Source organism: Bradyrhizobium sp. LMG 9283, from assembly GCF_045571415.1.
GTDB lineage: Bacteria > Pseudomonadota > Alphaproteobacteria > Rhizobiales > Xanthobacteraceae > Bradyrhizobium.
The window spans coordinates 2,309,469-2,328,946 of record NZ_CP120691.1; the positions used below are offsets into that span (position 1 = coordinate 2,309,469).

18 protein-coding genes and 3 pseudogenes are annotated in these 19,478 nt (G+C 60.8%); 9 read left to right on the forward strand and 12 right to left on the reverse strand.

Translation table 11 applies throughout. The annotated features are described in order from the left end of the window. Positions 1–55 precede the first annotated feature (55 nt). Both P6U29_RS10755 and P6U29_RS10760 read left to right on the forward strand, forming a co-directional pair. Positions 56–967, forward strand: coding sequence for an AEC family transporter (locus P6U29_RS10755; protein ID WP_407117563.1), 912 nt, complete (start codon positions 56–58; stop codon positions 965–967). A 25-nt stretch (positions 968–992) separates the two neighbouring features. Beyond that, a complete protein-coding gene (locus tag P6U29_RS10760; RefSeq protein WP_407117564.1) occupies positions 993–1,835 on the forward strand; it encodes a DUF1932 domain-containing protein in 843 nt (280 codons plus the stop codon). Between the two features lie 627 nt (positions 1,836–2,462). Here P6U29_RS10760 and P6U29_RS10765 read toward each other — a convergent pair. Next, positions 2,463–2,725: pseudogene (locus P6U29_RS10765) on the reverse strand (ISNCY family transposase); the annotation flags it as partial. A gap of 25 nt (positions 2,726–2,750) precedes the next feature. Beyond that, a complete protein-coding gene (locus tag P6U29_RS10770) occupies positions 2,751–5,018 on the reverse strand; it encodes a DUF2235 domain-containing protein (protein ID WP_407117565.1) in 2,268 nt (755 codons plus the stop codon). 241 nt (positions 5,019–5,259) lie between these two features. Between P6U29_RS10770 and P6U29_RS10775 the strand changes: the two genes are divergently transcribed. Continuing rightward, positions 5,260–5,442: a hypothetical protein gene (locus P6U29_RS10775; RefSeq protein ID WP_407117566.1), complete on the forward strand. Its 183-nt coding sequence runs from the start codon at positions 5,260–5,262 to the stop codon at positions 5,440–5,442. 806 nt (positions 5,443–6,248) lie between these two features. On the opposite strand, the gene P6U29_RS10780 is transcribed toward P6U29_RS10775, so the two are convergent. Both P6U29_RS10780 and P6U29_RS10785 read right to left on the reverse strand, forming a co-directional pair. After that, positions 6,249–6,479, reverse strand: coding sequence for a hypothetical protein (locus P6U29_RS10780; protein WP_407117567.1), 231 nt, complete (start codon positions 6,477–6,479; stop codon positions 6,249–6,251). Positions 6,480–6,520: 41 nt separating this feature from the next. Beyond that, positions 6,521–6,679, reverse strand: coding sequence for a hypothetical protein (locus P6U29_RS10785; protein WP_407117568.1), 159 nt, complete (start codon positions 6,677–6,679; stop codon positions 6,521–6,523). Between the two features lie 152 nt (positions 6,680–6,831). On the opposite strand from P6U29_RS10785, the gene tnpA reads away from it, so the two are divergent. From tnpA to tnpC, 3 genes and pseudogenes are all read left to right on the forward strand, one after another. Then, the gene (gene tnpA, locus P6U29_RS10790) at positions 6,832–7,206 is read left to right on the forward strand and encodes an IS66-like element accessory protein TnpA (protein WP_407117569.1); all 375 of its coding nucleotides are present in this window, start codon (positions 6,832–6,834) and stop codon (positions 7,204–7,206) included. Between the two features lie 50 nt (positions 7,207–7,256). After that, positions 7,257–7,549 (forward strand): annotated as a pseudogene (gene tnpB, locus P6U29_RS10795) (IS66 family insertion sequence element accessory protein TnpB). A gap of 45 nt (positions 7,550–7,594) precedes the next feature. Then, positions 7,595–9,255, forward strand: a protein-coding gene (tnpC, locus tag P6U29_RS10800; RefSeq protein WP_407117570.1) for an IS66 family transposase whose coding sequence is annotated in 2 segments (ribosomal slippage) — positions 7,595–8,015 and positions 8,015–9,255 — 1,662 coding nt in all. Because the reading frame shifts where the segments join, the coding sequence is not laid out codon by codon here. Positions 9,256–9,705: 450 nt separating this feature from the next. On the opposite strand, the gene P6U29_RS10805 is transcribed toward tnpC, so the two are convergent. The 7 genes from P6U29_RS10805 to P6U29_RS10835 all read right to left on the reverse strand — a co-directional run bounded on the left by P6U29_RS10805 (position 9,706) and on the right by P6U29_RS10835 (position 15,538). Then, on the reverse strand, positions 9,706–10,830 hold the full coding sequence (locus tag P6U29_RS10805) for a pentapeptide repeat-containing protein (protein WP_407117571.1): 1,125 nt from the start codon (positions 10,828–10,830) through the stop codon (positions 9,706–9,708). A gap of 8 nt (positions 10,831–10,838) precedes the next feature. Then, the gene (locus P6U29_RS10810) at positions 10,839–12,059 is read right to left on the reverse strand and encodes a T6SS phospholipase effector Tle1-like catalytic domain-containing protein (protein ID WP_407117572.1); all 1,221 of its coding nucleotides are present in this window, start codon (positions 12,057–12,059) and stop codon (positions 10,839–10,841) included. A 48-nt stretch (positions 12,060–12,107) separates the two neighbouring features. After that, positions 12,108–12,662 carry a hypothetical protein gene (locus P6U29_RS10815; RefSeq protein WP_407117573.1) on the reverse strand — a complete coding sequence of 185 codons (555 nt, stop codon included), beginning with the start codon at positions 12,660–12,662 and terminating at the stop codon, positions 12,108–12,110. 24 nt (positions 12,663–12,686) lie between these two features. Then, entirely contained in the window at positions 12,687–13,538 is an 852-nt protein-coding gene (locus P6U29_RS10820) for a MobA/MobL family protein (protein WP_407117574.1), read from the reverse strand. A 6-nt stretch (positions 13,539–13,544) separates the two neighbouring features. After that, entirely contained in the window at positions 13,545–14,090 is a 546-nt protein-coding gene (locus P6U29_RS10825) for a hypothetical protein (protein ID WP_407117575.1), read from the reverse strand. Between the two features lie 793 nt (positions 14,091–14,883). After that, positions 14,884–15,246 carry an addiction module antidote protein gene (locus P6U29_RS10830; protein ID WP_407117576.1) on the reverse strand — a complete coding sequence of 121 codons (363 nt, stop codon included), beginning with the start codon at positions 15,244–15,246 and terminating at the stop codon, positions 14,884–14,886. 1 nt (position 15,247) lies between these two features. Beyond that, positions 15,248–15,538 carry a type II toxin-antitoxin system RelE/ParE family toxin gene (locus tag P6U29_RS10835; protein WP_407117577.1) on the reverse strand — a complete coding sequence of 97 codons (291 nt, stop codon included), beginning with the start codon at positions 15,536–15,538 and terminating at the stop codon, positions 15,248–15,250. An 808-nt stretch (positions 15,539–16,346) separates the two neighbouring features. Here P6U29_RS10835 and P6U29_RS10840 point away from each other — a divergent pair. Continuing rightward, entirely contained in the window at positions 16,347–16,592 is a 246-nt protein-coding gene (locus P6U29_RS10840) for a helix-turn-helix domain-containing protein (RefSeq protein ID WP_260374767.1), read from the forward strand. A gap of 121 nt (positions 16,593–16,713) precedes the next feature. On the opposite strand, the pseudogene P6U29_RS10845 reads toward P6U29_RS10840, so the two are convergent. Then, positions 16,714–16,884, reverse strand: a pseudogene (locus P6U29_RS10845) (IS630 family transposase); the annotation flags it as partial. A gap of 336 nt (positions 16,885–17,220) precedes the next feature. Here P6U29_RS10845 and P6U29_RS10850 point away from each other — a divergent pair. Together P6U29_RS10850 and P6U29_RS10855 are read left to right on the forward strand one after the other, a co-directional pair. Beyond that, positions 17,221–18,189, forward strand: a complete 969-nt coding sequence (locus P6U29_RS10850; protein ID WP_407117578.1) for a prolyl oligopeptidase family serine peptidase — start codon at positions 17,221–17,223, stop codon at positions 18,187–18,189. 563 nt (positions 18,190–18,752) lie between these two features. Further along, the gene (locus tag P6U29_RS10855) at positions 18,753–19,274 is read left to right on the forward strand and encodes a Cache 3/Cache 2 fusion domain-containing protein (RefSeq protein WP_407117579.1); all 522 of its coding nucleotides are present in this window, start codon (positions 18,753–18,755) and stop codon (positions 19,272–19,274) included. The last annotated feature ends 204 nt before the right edge of the window (positions 19,275–19,478 follow it).

Sequence of the window (19,478 nt, forward strand, 5' to 3'; positions counted from 1 at the left end):
TCGCGCCGGGCCGGGCTGGCGCGATTCCGACTACGCCAATCCACGGAGAGTCGTGATGACGCTGACCGTCCTCGTGCCGATCTTCGCGCTGCTCGCGCTGGGCTTTGCCGCGGCCCGGAGCGGGCTGCTCTCGGCCGAGGCCAATGCCGGGCTCCTGAAGCTGGTCGCCTGCTTCGCGATCCCGGCACTGCTTTTTCGTTCGCTGGCGGCAGGCGCGCAGGTATCGAACGGCGGCGAGATCGCACTGATCTATCTGCTGGGCTGTGCGGCGCTGCTGGTCATCGCCTTCATCTACGGACGTACGGCGCTCGGGTTGAGCTTTGCCGAGTGCGTGGTGTTCGGCATGGGCGTGATCTATTCGAACTCCTCGTTGATCGGCGTTCCCATTGCCCAGGCCCTGCTCGGGGATCAGGGCGTCGCATTGCTGAGCCAGATCATCGCTATTCACACGCTCGTCCTGATTCCGGTGGCCACGCTCTTGCTCGCATTCGGCAGCAGTGCAGGGGGCGGCTCGAAGCCCCTGATCGCCGCCATCAGCAATCCGATGACGCTGGCTCTGGCGGCGGGTCTTGTCTGGCGCCGGACCGGGCTCGCTGTGCCTGAAATGCTCGATAACGTCATCGGCATGCTCGCGGCCGCAGCGCCGGCATTGTCCTTGATCGCACTCGGGGCCGCGGTGGCGCGCGTGCCGCTGCCGACCAGTTTCGCGGCGCCGGTGGCGTCGGTCGTGCTCAAGCTCGTCGTTCATCCGCTGCTGATCTGGTCGATCGCGCAAGCGATCGGTCTGCCGCGGGAGCAGATCCTGATCGCGACGATGACAGCCGCGCTGCCGCCCGGCATCAACGTCTATGTCCTGGCGGCGCATTTTGGCCGGCACGCCGAAGATGCGGCGCGTTCCTTCGCGCTGGCGACGACGCTGTCGGCGGTCAGCATTTCCATTGTCGTCCAGGCCGTCGCCTGGCGTTGAGCCCAGCCACCAAAGGGAGAGCAGCATGACACCCACGATCGCGATCATCGCACCTGGTGCAATGGGAAGCGCCATCGCGGCGCGCCTGACCCGGCACGGCGTCAAGGTCCTCACCTCGCTCGAAGGGCGCGGTGCCACCAGCCGGCAGCGTGCGGAGGCGGCGGGTATGCAGCATGCCGACGATCAGCGCCTGGTGGAGGAGGCCAGCGTGATCCTGTCGATCGTGCCGCCAACCGAGGCAAACGCGCTCGCCGAGCGATTCGCTGCGCGACTTGGACGCGCCGGCCATGCGCCGCTCTTCGTCGATTGCAACGCCGTCGGCGTTTCGACCATGGCAGGCATCGATCGGTTGTTCCGGCGCACCGGCGCGCGCCTCATCGACGGGGCCATCATCGGCTTTCCGCCGAAAACCGACGATCCCGGACCCGCGTTCTATTTTTCGGGTGAGGGAGCATCCGATCTCAAGGGATTGGCCGACTATGGTCTCGACATCCGCATCGTCGACGGTCCAATCGGCGCGGCCTCGGCGTTGAAGCTGTCCTACGCCGGAATTTCCAAGGGGCTGGTGGCCATCGCGAGCGCGATGGTGCTTGCCGCCGAGCGGGCGGGCGCTGGTCCCGCGCTAAAGGCAGAGCTGGCATCAAGCCAGCCCCAGCTGTTGACCCGCTTCGCCAAGACGCTGCCGGACATGTATCCGAAGGCTTATCGCTGGGTCGAGGAGATGCACGCGATCTCCGAGTTCATCGGTGAGGAGTTTCCGGAAGCACTGATTTACAAGGGCGCAGCCGGTCTCTACGAGCGGATCGCGACCGATATCGCGGGGGATCGTGTCGTGTGCGATCGCATCGATGCGTTCCTCGCGTCGTAGCGATACTACCGGCGGCGGCCGTTAACTCTGTAGTGGCCTGGCCGACCTTGCGAATTCCGTGCTTAAGGGGGCACTCGGCGAGGCTTGCGGGTAGCGCATCAGCTCGCGAAGCAGTCGCGCTGCCTACCAACAGAATGCATCATCTTTGGCGCAATTGCATGCTGCCCACACGCGAAATCCAAACCTGCAGGCCCCGCCCGGCGCCTGCGACACGCATGTGCACATCTACAACGGGGCGTATCCGGCGTCTTCGAAGGCTTGGCTCTTCCCGCCGGATTTCAGCGTGCATACATCGTAAGTACTTGTTACTTCGCGCAATTTATATTGTTGGGGCAAGGTAGAAATGGCGAAATGGCACCATGCCGCAAAGTAGAAATGACACCGCCGCCGCTTAAGCGAGGGGTATAGGGCAGGCTTGAATAGCGACGAGGGGGCCCTCAGCAGCCCTTTGTTCGATCCGCCGGAGGCGGTCGATTGGTCGGGACGCCCTTCGTCCCGACGCCTCCCAGCGCGCCGCCGCGCGCAGGAGCGGTCAATGATCGAAGACCGCCGGAGGCGGCGGCCCAAAGGGCCGTCATTGACGGCTCCGAGCACGGTGGCATTTGCGGGTTGGGGCCGGGGCAGGAACTATGTTGCCTTGAACATGTGCCGAGCAGCCTGGCCACGGCGCCGGGGCGCTTTCTGACTGCGACCTTCATCGCGGAGTTGCTGCTGTTCGGCGATATACGCCAGCACTTCACCCAGCCGCTTGTTCTCAACGATTGCCGCCTGATCGACCTTCCGCAACTTGTCGAACTGCGGTACGGCAGGTCGCGCCCCCGATGCCGGATCGCCAGCCGGCCGTCCGGGTAATCGACAATGGTAACGCGCTGACGGGCGAGCGCCCGCGTGATCTCGTTCTCTTCCAGCATTAGCCTAGAGCATCCTTACGGTCACTTTCGCTTTGCCGCGGTGATGTGGCGGCCCGTAGAACCAGTCATAGACCCAAGGCAGTCCGATCACCGCATCGTTCACGTACAGAAAGACCTCGCCGCTGCGATTAGGCTTGAACGTGTCCCGGTAGGCCTGCGGATTTGAGTTGGTCACCGGGATGGGATCGAGGAAATACTCGTCCACGCCGGTATCACCGACGCGGGCGATCAGCCTGTACCAGGGACGGAAGAGAATGCGGCGAAGCAGGATCGTCGCGTAACCCTTGGCCTTTTCGAAGCCCTTCATGGTCGACGAGCGATAGCCGGCTGGGGTGGTGGGCCTGCCGTCATCCTCCCACGGTGCACTCTCGTTCATCGTGACGATGATCTCGTAGCGGAAGCCCGCGCGCACCGTCAGGCCGGTGGCAGCGCATACCGACGAGGTATCGAACTCTAAGGCTTGTTGCGGTGCGCCCGTGTCCACCGGCTTCGGCTTTTCGCTCGGTGTGCAGAACGCACCCATGGAGTCTGCAGCATTGAAGACGAGATGGCTCATGGCTGTCGCGCCGTACCAGACCATCACGACTGCCAGCAGGAAGGGCACCACGTGCCGTCGGCCGAGGTTCAGAATGAACAGGTAGATGGGGTGGGTGCGGAACGCGTAAACCGCATCATGAACCGTGCCGGCCAGCGGCACCGGTGCTGCGCGGTTCTGCCAGGTGATCCGCATGCCGTCGCGAATGCGGCTGCTCAGCGAATTACCCCACCACACGAGCGCGGCGACGGCGACGACGCCACCGACGAGCCATTCGGGGTTGGCGGCGTACCAGTCGGTCCACCAGTGGAAGACGCGCGGCAGGAAGGATTCAAGGGCCCGGATGGCCTCGGATACCATCCGGATCGGGCTCTCGAATTCATGCTCCTTGTGCAGCGGATGAAACCACCAGAACGTGACGAGGTGCAGCGTGGCGGCAAGCGTCGCGAAGTAGGCGATGCGCCGCATCCATACGAAATTCCAGAGCTTCTCCTGCGCCGCGTACCGCGCCGGGGCGCCGGTGGCGGTTTCAAACGTCCCCTGGCTCAGAGGCGTGAGCTTGCCGTTGCGGGAGACGACCAGGTATTCGGGCGGCAGTCCGATTGGCGCATAGGCGTTGCAGCCGCTGTCGATGCGGTCGAAAACGCTTTCGTGGATTTTGGGCAGCGCGACGGACACACCGGCATAGGGGTCATTGCAGAGGTCGGCGACCTTGCGTGGCCCGTAGCGATAGTAGGAGCCAAGACCCGATCTTGAGTCATAAAGGCGACCGTCCTTGTCCTGCGACGAACTGATCCACTTGGTGGAGTCGGGATCGGCGAAGGGCGCATTCTTGAAGATCAGGCCGCGCTTGATGGACTCGTCCACAAGCCAAGCCAGCGGCACGAATGCCACCGCATCGTCAGGATAGCCACCGCCGACGTTGGCGTGCATGCCGACGAACCAGACCTGGACCAGGCGCTCGTCATCGATGGTGGTGGGGACGGGCGGCTTGGATTCTCCTTCCTCGGTCCAAAGGACAGGGTGGAACGTGGTGCGCTCGTCATCCAGCGCCAGCGCATGCCTGGCGCATTTCACGCGCGAACTGAGGACGCGGTCCGGAAGCTCGAGCGGCCAGACCCAGTTGCTGATGCCCCGCGTCATCTCGTCCACCGGCAGGCCGTAGGCCGCGACGGTGTCCCACACCCCGATGAATTCGATCGCAGGGACATCCTTGCGGACGATCTTCGCATAGGACTTGTTGCCCTGCAGCAGGTCCAGGATCGGCACGAGGATGTAATCGCGGAGTGCGCGGAAGAGCAACTCGATCCGCCAGATCGAGTGATAGCCCTTTGCGCGATAGGCCCGGTATGCCTTGACCGCACCGTCGTGCAGTTCAGACTCGGTATCGGCGATCACCAAGCCCTGCTGGAGGATCAAAGCCGCAAGGACCCGGACGGTGAACGCGCCGCGGCTGAAGCCGAACAGGTAAAGTTTGGATCCGTTCTGGTGATCGTAATTGCGGCAGATGAACTTGTAGGCGTCGAGGATATTGCGCTTGAGACCGAAGCCGAAGGCGCCGCCGAGGACCGCGAGCGGGACGAAGGAGGAGGTGCCGACGCCGTCATCGTATTTGGCGGCCTGGGTGTTGCCCTGCAGGTCGAGCGCCTGGAAGATGCGCCAAACGTTCGTGCGCCAGACGCTGGAGGCCGCGTTGCCGGTGCCGTCGGACAGGATAATGATCTTCGGGCTGGCCATGAATGCTTGCCTGAAATGAGCTGGATGAAATGCCCTAACCGTAACATTAGCGTGGCAGATTTCAACCTGGGATAGTTTGATCCACAGGTTGCGTGCAGCGCAGCAGCGCGTCAGCGGTACAAGCGGTGGCGTTCCATCCCGCGAACATGGCGTGACGATCGTGGAGCTATGCCCAGCCGGAGCCTCCAGACAGACTACTCAGATTGGTTTTGTCTGTTCAGCCTTTGATTTTGAGGGCCGCATGCCCAACGCGAACCAACGATCCTTCAACGCCGCCTGGACCATTCTCGACGCGCCGCTCTGGGGCCGTGACCTGATTGCGGAGGTCACCTCCAACGGCGAGCGGCAGAAGTCGGCGGGGCGATCACCGTGGCTTGCCGAAGAACGCCAGCCCGACTTGCCGCAACGGCCGTCCGACAACTGACATCAGTCATCCGACAAATGGCCGGGGCTGCTCCCCCCGGACCCCCCGCTGCCATCCTCGTCCGGCCCGAGCTCGCAGAAAGTCCGAGCGAACATCGCGTGCGTTGCTCCGTTGGCACGGCGGCCGCGTTCACGCTGTCGCCAGTGGAAATCCCGCCGCTCTTGAGCCATATATGTATCGGCTGCTCGCGCAGCCTGGTCGTGGCTGTCTGACATCGTGAATAGGCAAGGCACCGGATGGAGGGAAACCTCCGCCGTTTCTTCGTCCTGCTTCTTATTCCGGAGCTCGACAAATTGATGCCGCAAGGCATGAACGGGGGTTGATCCCCCAGGGTACAGACTCATGACCAACAAGACCTGGAAATTGAAGGTCCGACTCGGAAAAGCTTTTCAGCTACGAAGGCAGTGCCAGGAAGTCCACCAGCGACGGCAAGCCTTCGTTCAAGATCGTCCTGCTTTCGTTGGTGGTTCTCGCGGTGATGGTATCGCTCGGTACGGCGGCCGTCGCGAAGGACCCCGGTTCTTTTCAAGCGGTCTCCTCCGTCTGGAACGAGATCAAGCCGTTTCTCCTGCCGCTGCTGCAGTTGCTTAAGTAGCTCCCGCAGAGCCTCACCCCGCACGCCTCAGCAATGAGGTAAGCGGTTCAGCTCCAGCCTCGACCAACCGCCTTGCCTGTTTACGGTGTTCTTACCGATATAAGTCTGCCTACATGATGTGCTGCGGTACGCATGGGCACCCGCAGCGCTTGAAAGATCCTCAAATGCCAAAAGCCGGGCTACGCGCCCGGCTTGCGTTCAGGCCCGCCGGCTACAACAAGATCGGATTGGGGTTCCGGCCGACCACCTCCAGGGTGTTCTGGTCAATGGTACGGCCGCAGTTCAGACAAAGATAAAGCTCTTGCCATTCGCTATCCAAGGTAGGCCGCATTTCGTTTCCGGAGCCGTCGCAGCTGGTAAAGCCAGCGCGGCAGGTGGTATTTCCGCAGATGCACTCCCATTCTTGGACGTCATCCGGGGGTTGGTAGATGTACTCTTTCATCGTCATTACTTCTGTTGTTGATATCGCGCCGCAACGGGGGCTTAGCGCTCCGCCTCAGCGTCTTGCGGCCTCGGCTCGCGGATCACGAGGCGGCCGTTCAGCGGCATCGCGGTCAGTAGGATGTCGAAGCCCTTGCGATCCTCGTGCTCCCAGGCGGCGCCGATCTTGGTCCAGAAGGCGTTGTCGCCTTCGCCATCCACAACGAAAACCCGTGGGGGCGGATGCTTTTCTGCCTACGTTTCATGTTTGTATCTCCCGTTGGTTTGTACGCCTCCGACGAGGACCGTCTTGCGTGACGGGTGGTAATTCGCGAAGCGTGTGACCTTAAGTCTAGCTTTAAGGTCATCAGGCGATGCGGGTCGAGGTTTTGGGCGGGCTAGACAAGGCACGGATTGTCGAGGAGACGCTGGCACCGGGCGCGAAGGTAACTGAGGTTGCGCGGCGCAACGGAGTAGCGGCCAGCCTGGTGTTTACCTGGCGTCGCCAAGCACGGACATCGGAACAAGTTGCACCATCTTTTACGCCGGTGCAGATCGCCGCCGTAGCAGCCTCGGCTGAAGAAACTCCGAAGCTTTTGCCTACGGTTGATGGCCGAGTTCGTTCGGCGGCAGCTGCGCGTACTGGATTGATAGAGATCGATCTCGGCAACCGACGGTGCATCCGGGTGGATGCGCACGTCGATCCGGAGGCGTTGGCGCGGGTCCTCGATGTGCTTGGACGCCGATGATTTCTGTACCAGGGAATGTGCGAGTGTGGCTGGCTACAGGCTACACGGATATGCGCGGAGGCTTTCCATCGCTGGCCCTCCAAGTGCAGGAGGTGCTGCACAAAGAACCGCTTAGCGGTCATTTGTTTGTCTTCCGTGGTCGCCGCAGCGATCTTGTGAAGGTGATCTGGCACGATGGTCAGGGAGCCTGCTTGTTCACAAAAAACTCGAGAGAGGAAAGTTTATCTGGCCATCGGTTGCCGGTGAAGCGGTAACGATCTCGCTGGCGCAGTTGAGCTACCTGCTGTCCGGGATCGATTGGCGCAATCCGCAAGAAACCCAGCGCCCGACGCGGGTCGGATAATCGTTTTGGGTTTGAATCTGATGCTCGATCTGATTCAATGGCTTCATGACATCGAAGCCGGACGATCTTCCGTCGGATCTCGCAAGCGCCTACCTTGCGCTGCTGGCCGAGCGCGAGGCGTTGCAGGCTGAGCGCGATGTGGCAGTCGCGGATGCCGCCAACGCGCGGGCGGAGCTGTCGGACAGCGAGGTGCTGATCGCTCATCTTGAGCTACGGAGCGAGAAGCTCAAACGCGAACTGCACGGGCAGCGCTCCGAGCGCACGGCGCGGCTACTCGAGCAGTTGGAATTGGAGCTCGAAGAACTCGCCACCACGGCGACCGAGAATGAGCTGGCTGCGCAGGCTGCCGCGGCAAAAACCCAGAGCGTGAGCGCCTTCACGCGCAAGCGGCCGGTGCGCAAACCGTGGCCGGACGACATCGAACGTGAGCGCGTCGTCATCAAGGCTCCAACGACCTGCGCCTGCGCGGCGGATCGCGGCTGGCGAAGGTCGGCGAGGATGTGACCAAGACGCTGGAGGAGATTCCGCGTCGCTTTAAGGTCATCGAGACGGTACGCGAGAAGTTCACCTGCCGCGATTGCGAGAAGATCAGCCAGCCGCCGGCACCGTTCCATGCGACGCCCCGCGGCTTCATCGGCCCACAATTGCTGGCGACGATTTTGTTCGACAAATTCGGCATGCATATCCCGCTCAACCGCCAGAGCGTGCGCTTCAAGGCCGAGAGGATCGATCTGCCGCTGTCGACGCTGGCCGACCAGGTCGGCCACGGAACCTTCGCCGTCATGCCGCTGTTCCAGCTGATCGAGCGTCATGTGCTCGCGGCCGAGCGCCTTCATGGCGACGACACCACCATCCGCGTCCTGGCGAAGGGCAAATGCACGACCGGCCGGATCTGGACGTATGTGCGGGATGACCGGCCGTTCGCCGGGCCTGCGCCGCCGGCGGCGGTCTATTATGCCTCGGGCAATCGACGGGGCGAAAATCCTCAGAGGCATCTGGCCGCCTTCGTCGGCATTCTGCAGGCGGATTGCTATGGCGGCTTCGAGCCGTTGTTCGACCCAAAAAGGAAAGCAATGCCGATCACGCCGGCATTTTGCCTGGCCCATGCGCGGCGGGGATTCTTCGAGCTGGCTGACATCGAGAAAGCCGCCCGGGAAGGCAAGGGCAAACCGCTCTCTCCGATCGCGCTGGAGGCGGTCAGGCGTCTGGATGCGTTGTTCGAGATCGAGCGCGCCATCAACGGCCGTAGCGCCGACGAGCGGCGTGCCGTGCGCCAGGAGCGGAGCAAGCCGCTGCTCGACGACATGCACGACTGGCTGCTCCGCGAGCGAGAAAGCCTCTCGCGCTCCGCCGAGGTCCTGAAGCCCATGAACTACATGCTTAAGCGCTGGGACGACTTCGTCCGCTTCCTCGACGATGGCAGGATCTGCTTGACCAACAATTGCGCTGAGCGTGCATTGAGAGGCATTGCCTTGGGAAGGCGCAACTGGACCTTCGCTGGCAGCCAGCGTGGCGCCGATCGTGCAGCTATCATGCTGACGATGATCACGACCTGTCGCCTCAACGACGTCGATCCCAAGGCTTGGCTCGCCGACGTCCTCGCCCGGATCGCTGATCTTCCCACCTCGCGTCTGCGCGAACTGCTGCCCTGGGAATGGAAGCTCCTGCACCATGCCGGCAAGTCCGCCAATCAGCAAGCCGCCTGACCCTTCACGCAACGCCATCGTAGAACTCGCCGTGCTCGCGCGCATGCGTCAATCAGGCGGCCTTCGTTCGTATGCGTACGTTGGTTTTCCGGCCACGCCCTTCGCGACCGGTCGGGAGTTTTCCAGAGGCCGGCAGATCGAGGCAGCCGCGCAACGGAGGGGCCAGCCGAGGGCCCCCCGGGGAGACGGCTGGATGTCTTGCGCGGTTGCGCTGCGGGACTAACTCACGGCAAGAACGGTCGTAGGGAGGTGGGCGACCATGGGGGGATCAGTACGCAGGCTGATAAAGATCCTCCGGGTATGTTCAGAAGCCAGACGGCTCAGGGATATCGTCGCACCTGTGAGGAGGTGAGAAGCGACGGACGCGGCGGAGACTTATGCGAAGGTGAATGGCCAGCGTTCTTGCTAGCGATGTCGTCAACCCTGGCTCCGTTGTTGGCACCGTTGTTCTCATCTGCAAGGAGGAACGCTGATAGGATTGCTGCTGTCAAACAGGGGCGGATCGTCCGCACAAGCTGCCGATAGTTGAGCTTGTGTAACGTTTGTCTGTCGAAAGTTGGCTCGGCTAACATTGGCTCTTTCAAACCTGGTACCCGCGAGTCTGGCACCGGCGAAATCCACGCCGGCGAGCCCTGCGCCTTCGAAGGAGGCGCCAGTCAAATCAGCGCCCCGAAAGTTAGCGATCCAACACCGATCTCGGCGCCAAGATTGTTCACTGTCGTGCAGCCATTTTGCACCTCCTGTAGAAGAGACATTCGCGGCGGCGAGATGGTCTGAGAAGCCTATGTTGCGCCAATCGTCGAAGCTGGATCCCGAAAAATCGGTCCCTCGCAAGTCGGCTCTTGCGAAGCTCACACGCCTGAAGCTTGATTGCGATAGGTCGGTACACGAAAGATCGACACTGCCCAGCTCAAGGTTATCAAGTCGCAGGTGGGAAAGAATGACTTCGGTAAAGGGGGTAGATCCTCTTTTGTTGCGACAAGCTGATCCCATGAATTCGGAGTTGCGCAGCCGCGCCATGCCGCTGTGTCCTACAATTTTCATCGATAGCTGCACTTCAAGGCTTGCTGGCTCTCGATCCCGGATTTCTGCACCCTCGCCGTTGCATTCGATAGAGAGCTTCTCAGGAGCCTGTGATCGCGTAGTTAGCACTTGCACTGCATTGACCAAGACGCCGAGGACAAGATCTCCTTCTTCCGGATAGTTGTCGGCAAGCTGTTTCAGTTGGAAGTAAGCCGGGCCCCGGACCAGCGCGTCTGTGCCGGCCGAAAGCGCTTTTAAGGCCTCTGATCGCTGGTTGATACCGGCTTGCCGGAGACGAATGTCGTGATCGGCCTTCCACTGATTGTAGTTCGTAGCGGCCTGAATCACCGTCATGCAGAAAGTCAGTACCAGCGCGCCTCCCGCAAGAAGCTGGTAATGCGTTTGTCGAAGCCGATCCTCTGTTTTCAATCGCTTGAGGTCATCCCCCGTCAGATGTGGAGGTACTCGGCTTTGGGGCACACGGGACCAGGTCCAGAAGAACAAGCCTCCGAGGATGATCACGACCAAAAGAAGAGCAAGAGTAAGCTGCATGGAGATGCTCACACCAAGTTAACTGCTTGATCGATGTATGCTTGGGGATTCGGAACGAGATCGCCGTTCCAGTCCACCACGGGGAAACTGCGGTTCATGTTGAGTGCCGCGTACAAGTTCAGCGGGAAGTATCTCTCGCGCCTTTGGCCCATCTGGACGGTCTTGCCATACCGCTCGAGTACCGAGATATGAACTCGTTCGTTGTCAGGCGTGCCGTATCTGTCTCGGCCAACATTGACATTCCATCCGGTAAGATGGGCAACCTCGCAGTTTGCGATAGAGCGATAGGAGAATGGGTACAGCCGATAGCTTCTGCGGCGCGCTTCTACCTGTGCTGCCACTGCGCCTGGGCGGTGATCTACGAGCGAAGGTAGGACAGGAAAGCCTTTGCAGAGCTTCTTGATGCGTTGCAGCATCCATCGGAGGGGCAGGTCGTCGAGCTGGATAATGGGGGACGATCGTGTACCCCTCGCGCCGATGTCGACGTTGCCTCCACCAACGTCGCTATGGCAGCCGGCAAACCAGCATTGCTCCGTGATATTGGCCAGTGCTTCGAACTTGGACCGTCGCCAGGGGGTGGCTTCGAATGGCCAGCGGTGTTCATCGATCGCCAAGGCCTGCAAGTTAACCTTGGCGACGTCAGAGAGCGTGACATCGTGGAATTGATAGAGCTCGCGGTTGAAGCGCCAGAAAACCTGGAACGGAATACCCAGCGAACCGACGGTATCGAAAACCGCCAAGCACTCAAAGAGCGGTCGTTCGATTTGATGGACGTCCTGCTTGATTTCCTGACCCACGCCGGATAGTCGCGCGACAGGCCCGGTCTTGTAGTAAGCCCAAGCGCGAGATTCAGTTTGAGCGTTCAGTCGATCGGCTTTTATAATGCCGACGAGGCCGACCAAGCCAGCTAATGAGCGGGCGGTGTACGCCCCACGGGAGAACCCGAAGACGAATGTGCGGTCCCCAGGCTGGAAATTGGCGCACAGGAAGCGATACGCGTTGCGCACGTTCTGGGCGAGGCCGGCGCCGAACGCGCCGCCGTTCAGGCGATCGAGGAAGCCTGTGCCTACACCTCGTTGGTAGAGCACGACGTTGGATGTGGTCGGTCCCGTTTCTCTTGCGATTAATTCTCGTAGCCGGACAATGTTGGTATTGGCGTCACCCGAATCCGCATCATTCCAAGTACCGTCCAACAGCAGGATAATGTTTTTTGGTCTGGCATCGGCCATCGGCAACTTCCGTTTCAAATCGATGGTGGGGTGAAAGGCAGCAGCCCTTCATTCCGCAGGATAAAAGTGTACAAGTATCTTGAGTGCCAACAGGAAAGCGATTTCGCCCATGGCGAGACTGACGGTCGCCAGCTTCGCGGCCGTCAGCTTTCGGAGCAAGCTGAAGGTTGGCTCGGTTAGCGGCGCGCTGTCCCTGAGGATGAGGAAGAGAAGACCATCCTCGGCTAGGTCGGCCGCAAGGTAGGCCAAGGGCAGCAGCCACCAGATCCACGCAGGAACGCCGGAGAGGAAAGAGAGATGCCCGGCGACAAAGGCAGAGGCCATGCCGAGCAGGGCGGCAAGGCAGATCATGAACAGCAGATCGAACGGAAACAGCACCGGGACCGCGTAGCCGTCCTTGGCGGACGCGAGGGCCGGATCGGCGAGCCAGCGCGCGAAGCTATCACGCGACAGCAGAGCCGGTTTCTGTGACGGGATGTAGTTCAGCCTTTCGACAAAGCGTGTCACGACGTCCAGACCATATTGCGGGCTAACTCTATACTTGAGCAGCAGCGTCAGGCCGATCGTCGCAACGAATAAAAAAAGAATAAGTATCAACTTCATGGTAAATAATCCTTGCGTGAAAGATCAGCGATCGCGCTCCCGATCAAGATCGCGTTCGGTGTCTTCCCGTTCACGCTTTTTCGGGAGCAGCCAGTCGAGCCGGTCCTCCATCTGCTCATGTGAGAACGCCGAAGGTTCGGTTCTCACGTCATCCAGCCAGTCCAGCCGGTTCTCGTGTGGGGCGAGCCGGTAGTCCGATGCCCGGTCGTCGGGCACATCCAAGGCGTTCTGTCGCTCCGCCGCCTGCGCCCGTTCTCGTGCGTCGGCCGGCATCTGCTCAGGCCGCGGCGTCGAGCTGATCTCCGTCTCGCGCTCCTGCTCGCTGAGCAGGCGATCCTCCGCTTCTTCGAGCGTGCGCGGATCAATGGGGCGGCCTTCGGGATCGGGCACCGGCTCGAGGGCCGGGCGCTCCGCCTCATCGAGCCTGAGGCAGATCAGGTCGGCATCGAACTGACGCAAAGCCTTCTCCACGGTCGGCCAATCGAGCAGCGGATGGCTGGTGTCGTAACCGGCGGCGCGCAAACGCACGACCATGGAAGCATGAAGCTCACGCCAGTTGGGTAGGGCGTCTTCCAGTCTCGCTTCCCGGAGTCCCGCCCCTCGTCTCACCTCCTCGGTCAGGGTGCGAAGCACCTGACCGACGTGTTCGGGATCGCGCGCCTCCAACGCGAGCTTCGCGCGATCCACCATCCAGGCGGGGGTTTCCGCCGGCAACTTGATCTCGGCGAACACCACGTCGTGGCGCCCGCCGAAAGCGCTGTCCTTTTCTTCAGCCTCGTTCGGCATGGTCTCGCCGGCGCGGTAGGCCGCCGCGGCGACGGCCGATCGGCCGTCGCGCCTGCTGATGTTCTTGACGTGCAGATGGTAGAGGGCCATGCCGTCTCACAATTGGGCCGGGGGAATAACCTTCTGACGTTGGCCAAACCACACCAGCCGCGCCCGATAGTAAGGGCCCAGATAGTCGATCAGGTCCGGCCATCCCGGGTGGGGTCGGTGGAGGTGTGGCGTTTCGTAGTCGGAGTGCCACCACCGGCTGAGGACGGTCACTGGCTCTGGTGGACGTCTCAACCGAAGACGATCGTTCAGCCGTAGGTCCAGGAAGTGCGCTATGGCCCATTCGGCAAGATGCAGGGCCTGCGGTGTCAGGAGCTTTCGTTTGCCGGGGACCCCGCCTGTGCCGACGACGCCAAGCCAGAGCTTGCGCTCTCGTTGCACCTCGCTGAGTTTGTGGTGATCCTCGTTTAGTCGCGAAGCCAGCCCGTTGTTGCTCTTGCCAACATATTGAAGCCGACGGCTGTGCTGACCTTTCAGTTTCCCTAGGCAGAGATAAAGACCTCCCTTCCCGTAGTCCTTCGCGACCTTGTGAGCAGTCTTGAGGTCATAAGGCCCATACCAATCCACGCCAACGACTAGATGCTTCTTAGGCATTGAAGTCCCGCACGGTTGAAGCGCGCCCCCTCTTGGGGCGCGCCGGGGTCCGGGGGTCTCCCTGGCGCACTCGCCGGTTTTCCCCAACGCGGCACGCGTTGGCTGGAAAACCGAGCGCACGCGTCGCCGCCACCTCCAAAAACCAATGCGTACATGTTGGCGGCGATGCGTAAGTGCGCTGTTCTGGGCCCCGAACCCGCAAAATACTGGCACACTTTACAGTTGTGTGGCCAGAGGGTTATGGCTAGGCTCAGCCCGGGGTTGTGGGCGTGGCGTTGAGTAAACCGTTCGACTTCTCGAAGGAGCTGGGCATTTTCCGCTCCGCCGGCAACTGGGGCCGGGCGGGGTGGAAGCCTGATCGCCACATCAAGGCGGACCGGGTTCGCCGCCAGATCGAAGAAGAGTACGACGCCGAGATCGCCGAGGCGGTCGCCGCCGCCATCGCGTCCGGCCGCAGCTACGATGCCATCCTTGAACGGGCGCGGAAGCGCAAGGTGGAGACCGAGGAACGGGATCGCCTGTTGCGAGAGCCTCCGCCCCTTCACGGCTCGGCAGCCTGGGTCGACGCCGATGACCTGAGGCGTTTCCTCAAGGGACGTGAGGCCTTCGACCATCCGTCCTCGATCCTGCTGGGGACATTCGTCCAAGAGGGCGCGCGGCATCCCGCCGGCTTCGTGCACTGGGATGGCCGCGGGCACACAAGGCGGTCCCGCCGCCGTGCCCCGCGGCTGACATTAGGACCAGATCAAGACTTCCTCTCAGCAGCCGCATCCCGCCAGGTCGGGACCGCGCCTCAAGCAAGTTTTTTTGCCTTGGCGCCAGTAGCGCGCTTACCGCGCGGGCGGCTATCTGACGACGAGCCAACCGTCCGACTTCTCGGTACAAGAGCTAGCTTGTAGCCAAGAACGACCGTCGCCTTGCTCAGCGTATCGAGCGTTGGATTGCCGCCCGCGCGAAACGTCTTGTAGATCGCTTCGCGGCTCAGTCCAGTTTCGCGAGAGAATTTTGAAACTCCCCGAGCCTTAGCTAGATCTCCGATAGCGACTGCAATGAACGAAGGATCGTCGCTATCAAGCGCTGCTTCCAGATAGGCTGCCTGCTGATCAGGCGTCTTCAGATAGTCCTGAACGTCGAACTTGGTTGTCTTAAGTGGCATATCAAACCTCCTTCGCCATCCGCTTGGCGGTCCTGATGTCCTTGTTCTGGGTCCGCTTGTCGCCGCCGCAAAGCAGGATCACCACGGTATTGCCCTGCTGAATGAAGTAAATGCGATACCCTGGCCCGTAGTCGATCCGCAGCTCGCTGACGCCTTCGCCAACCGGTTTCACATCGCCCAGGTTGCCGAGTTCGAGGCGGCGGATGCGGGTGGCAATCCGCGCAACGGCGTTTGCGTCTTTGAGCGCCCGGAGCCAACTCGCAAAGGTGTCTGTCTGGCGGACTTCGAGCATGTGTATTGTAGTACACAACCCGCCCGAAATTGTCAACTATAATGCACAACCACGGACGAAGCATCCGCGCCAAGGGACTCTAATGGAAGCGTAATCGTGGCCAATCGACTCCGCTGGAACCAGCATTGACTCCGATGGAAGCGGAAATCGCCGTTTGAAATGTCTGCCCTGTTCCGACAGGCAGACTCGGATTGAACGAGAAACGACATCTCTAGTATCGTTTCGGGATCGATCTAGGTCCTGCCGCTAGCCTAACGACGAGCGACGGCCTCACCGCATACGACAGTTCAGTTGTAATCGGCTTGGCTACTCTCTTGTTGTCGAAGCGTCTGAAGCGCGACCTTGTTGGAAGTTTCTGTGAAACGGCGAGCGAAGGCGGACCGAGCAGGCGATGGCCCCCGCGCGTTCCGGAAGAAGCGTGGCTTAGGCCCGACCTGGGACGCATGCGCGCCGACGCCACTAGTCGATATGCTGGTTCCGCTTTGCCTAACGTAGCCAGAAGTTGTGAGTCGCTGAACTCACTATCGCTTGCACAGCACGCTGATCCTACTTTCGCCGAGTCTGCGTTGCGCTGAGGCGTTTCCAAGCGCCACCGACTTTCCCGGCAGGATCGCCGTATTTGGTGCGTCGATTCTTTCGGCCGTTATTGGGCCTCTGCTAGCGCGGGGCCAAGTATTCTAGGGCGGGGCCCGAGGGTGTTCGCGAACCGGCCGTCGGCTGCCGCTTCTTGTGATCGGGACACGTTTTAAGGTGTTTAACACGTTATAGCGTGTTTTGTTCGGATCGAGACAATGCATCATCCTGCCGGATGAGGCGGCGTAATCCGGCACATACCAGGCGGTTCCTTGCACGCAATCTTCGACGACTTCGTCTGGAGCGATCGTGGTCCCAGTACGATCTCGCCGACGAGACCGGTTTGCGTCAGGGGCTGATCAGCGCTCTCGAGCTCGCGACCGCGAACCCGACATTGGAATCGTTGGACAAGATCGCTTTCGCGCTCGGCGTGGATGTCGCCGCACTGTTCGCTGCACCGCCGTCGGCGAAATCGCGCTAATGGAGTCGCTCCGGCTCTGGTCCCGACCAATCTGTTGTTGATGTGGATGCCTTCGCCTTATCCGGCATTTGTTGTGACAAGATCGTTCCTGCTGAATCCTTGATCTACTAGTCACGCGAATCTAAAGTTCGCCAGATAGTGTTTGCTGAGCTTTGTGACAGAAGCGTGTGACGCAAGCCAAGATCTGATCTGCGGACTTGGTCCATAAGGGCTTCGGGTTTTTGTTGTGCAGGTCGATGAAGGTGCGGATGTCGGCCGCGAGCTGCCTGACGGAGGCGTGAACGCCTCGCGGCACGTTCGGGCTCTCGCGAAAAAAGCTGAAGTCGAGATGGTGCCACTCGACCTCAGAACGATGTAAGATGAGGTGATGGGCACGCGCGCCAACGCCACTAGTCGATATCGCCGCCTCCGCTTTGCCGAAATGTAGCTGCAACTCGTGAGCTGCTGAACTCGCTATCGCTTTGCACGGCACGCTGATCCTGCTTGCGCCGAGTCTGTGTTGCGCTGAGGCCTCGCGACGGCGAGGGCGGTCCGACGCTCTACCGAATGCTTGGGGTCGGCCACCGACCGATAAGCTTAGAGGTCGCATAGCGGGAGCCCTTGGTGTGCTGCCGAGGAGTGCGCAAGCGTGTCGGACGAGAAATTGAGTTTTCAAGCCCGGGAACCAGGTCGCTCCGAGCTTCGGGAGGACTTCGGGACACACGCGACCCTTGCGTGCCCCTGTTTTCTCTTTGTTCCCTATCTGATCGCCAAGTGTTGTCGCAACGCTGGAGGGCTAACCCATTGTTTGGAAACCCTATTCTTCAAGGTGCTCCGGCCCAGCGCATCGCAAACGAAGCCAGCGCGTTTACAGAAGCTCGATCTATATCTGCCTGCGGAGAAAAGCGGGCCGGCACCGTTGGTGATCTGGATTCACGGCGGCGGGTTCCGTGTCGGTGACAAGCGCTCCATGCCTCGGCGCAAGTTTGGCCCGGCACCCAAACCAATGGGGGCAGACGGGCCTTATCAAATCCAAGTCCCAGACGTCGCCGCGCTGACCCGCAAGGGCTATGCGGTCGTGAGTCTCAACTATCGCCTGGTTCGTCGTCCCGGCGATGCGTTTGTCGCCTTCGCCCTTCCCGCGGTTCAGGACGGCAAGGCCGCCGTGCGCTTCCTTCGTGCTAACGCAGAGAAGTACGGGCTTGATCCCGGAAAATTCGCGGTCTGGGGCAATTCAGCGGGAGGCTTCATCGCCGCGATGCTGGCTGTTACGGGGGACGAGCCGACTGTCTTCGACGATCCGGCCGTTGGTGGTTTAGACAGCACCGCCGCCGTCCAGGCCGCCGTCGTCTGGTACGGGGCGATTGAGGTCAGCAGTTTGAGTCTCGCCCATTACATTTCGGCGGCAAAAATCGTCCCGCCAATCTTGATCGCAAATGGCGATGCCGATTCCAGCGTCCCCGTCGGAGACGCGATCCGGCTCAACGATGAACTGCTCAAGAAGGGGATAAAATCCTCCCTCACGATTTTGCCAGGTGCGGGACACGAAGATCCAGCCTTCATGGCCACGCAAATGTTGCCCACGTTCAAGTTTCTCGATGCCGCTTTCGGCCGATGACTAAGCAGTGGACGTCGCCTTTTGGCCCCGGAGCTGACCTTTGCCTTTGCGCGGACGGGGTCTGCTTTCGACGGTAGAGCGAATAGTACTCAGCAGACAACGTCAGCCAATGGCCGGCTTCTTCCATAAGAACTGATATCTGAATGACGGCAGCTTCCGAAGAAATCGGACGCCCCGCTGCGGCAAAGCTTACGCCCGCTTTACCCAACTGCGACATGGGCATAGATACGACCGCCCCGGGGCCGGCTCGCTGAACGATCTTCTTACAGGCAGAAATGCTGTCCAAAAATGGGAGTGGGCCACGCTGTGTTTTTAGCAGTAAGCTGCCCTACGCGCGGGATATGGCCTGCGTGCCTCTTCTAAAATCTAGAGGCGTACATTCGAGTGATCAAAGGGCCTGTCCACGAGTATGCCGGACTTGGTCGAGACGCCGCACACTTACCAGTGCGAGGTCATCGAATGTCGGTGGACCCAAAAACCGCCGCAGCATGATCCTGCGCGCCGTCGCCGAAGGTTCGGAGACCACCGTTGGCGCATGCAGGCTTTTAATTTGGAGAGGGGCCATGAACCTCAAGCAAATTGCAAACGGCATCTGGGCAATCGCGTGGATCATCGGGGCCATTGTGTTGTTGCCGGACGTTGGTCAGGCTCAGGATGCGAAGGTCAAGGCCGCGATGGAGCTCCTGGAGTCGGCGGCTAATAAACTAGGTCCACCTAAGATCGAAGGGACAGAGGCTGTCGGCGGCAAGCCGGCACCCGCCATCTATTTTGGCTCAACCAAGATGAACAACAATTTCGAGGTCGTTGATGGCGTCGTAAAGCAGGCTCAGGGGACGGCTACCATCTTCGTCAGGAGTGGTGACGAGTACATCCGCGTCGCCACCAATGTGAAGAAAGATGATGGCTCACGAGCGATTGGAACAGTCCTGGATCCGAAAGGCAAAGCCATTGAGGCGATCAGGAAAGGCGAAGCCTTCTATGGGGAAGTAGACATCCTCGGCAAACCCTACGTCACTGGGTACAAACCGATACTGGATGCGTCGAGAAACGTGATTGGTATCTACTATGTAGGCTACTTGAAGTAGCCCGTTCGTCTGCCCCGTCGGAATTGGCCGCCGACCACGACCGACGCCGCGATCGGGATCGATCTCGTTCATTCCGGTCGGTAGGACCTCGCCGCACCTGATCGGCAGGGAGAATTCAGGACCGCTCCGTTGGTAGTCCAGCTTAGCTCGGCTGGCCACACCGCTCCATCTGTGGCAAGCTCGATTTTATTCAACGAGCTCAAC

Bases quoted from the DNA above. Each gene is read 5' to 3' on its own strand.
- P6U29_RS10755 (WP_407117563.1), top strand. From the start codon at position 56: ATGACGCTGACCGTCCTCGTGCCGATCTTCGCGCTGCTCGCGCTGGGC.
- P6U29_RS10760 (WP_407117564.1), top strand. From the start codon at position 993: ATGACACCCACGATCGCGATCATCGCACCTGGTGCAATGGGAAGCGCC.
- P6U29_RS10770 (WP_407117565.1), bottom strand. From the start codon at position 5,018: ATGGCCAGCCCGAAGATCATTATCCTGTCCGACGGCACCGGCAACGCG.
- P6U29_RS10775 (WP_407117566.1), top strand. From the start codon at position 5,260: ATGCCCAACGCGAACCAACGATCCTTCAACGCCGCCTGGACCATTCTC.
- P6U29_RS10780 (WP_407117567.1), bottom strand. From the start codon at position 6,479: ATGAAAGAGTACATCTACCAACCCCCGGATGACGTCCAAGAATGGGAG.
- tnpA (WP_407117569.1), top strand. From the start codon at position 6,832: ATGCGGGTCGAGGTTTTGGGCGGGCTAGACAAGGCACGGATTGTCGAG.
- P6U29_RS10805 (WP_407117571.1), bottom strand. From the start codon at position 10,830: ATGCAGCTTACTCTTGCTCTTCTTTTGGTCGTGATCATCCTCGGAGGC.
- P6U29_RS10810 (WP_407117572.1), bottom strand. From the start codon at position 12,059: ATGGCCGATGCCAGACCAAAAAACATTATCCTGCTGTTGGACGGTACT.
- P6U29_RS10815 (WP_407117573.1), bottom strand. From the start codon at position 12,662: ATGAAGTTGATACTTATTCTTTTTTTATTCGTTGCGACGATCGGCCTG.
- P6U29_RS10820 (WP_407117574.1), bottom strand. From the start codon at position 13,538: ATGGCCCTCTACCATCTGCACGTCAAGAACATCAGCAGGCGCGACGGC.
- P6U29_RS10825 (WP_407117575.1), bottom strand. From the start codon at position 14,090: ATGCCTAAGAAGCATCTAGTCGTTGGCGTGGATTGGTATGGGCCTTAT.
- P6U29_RS10830 (WP_407117576.1), bottom strand. From the start codon at position 15,246: ATGCCACTTAAGACAACCAAGTTCGACGTTCAGGACTATCTGAAGACG.
- P6U29_RS10835 (WP_407117577.1), bottom strand. From the start codon at position 15,538: ATGCTCGAAGTCCGCCAGACAGACACCTTTGCGAGTTGGCTCCGGGCG.
- P6U29_RS10840 (WP_260374767.1), top strand. From the start codon at position 16,347: ATGAGGCGGCGTAATCCGGCACATACCAGGCGGTTCCTTGCACGCAAT.
- P6U29_RS10855 (WP_407117579.1), top strand. From the start codon at position 18,753: ATGAACCTCAAGCAAATTGCAAACGGCATCTGGGCAATCGCGTGGATC.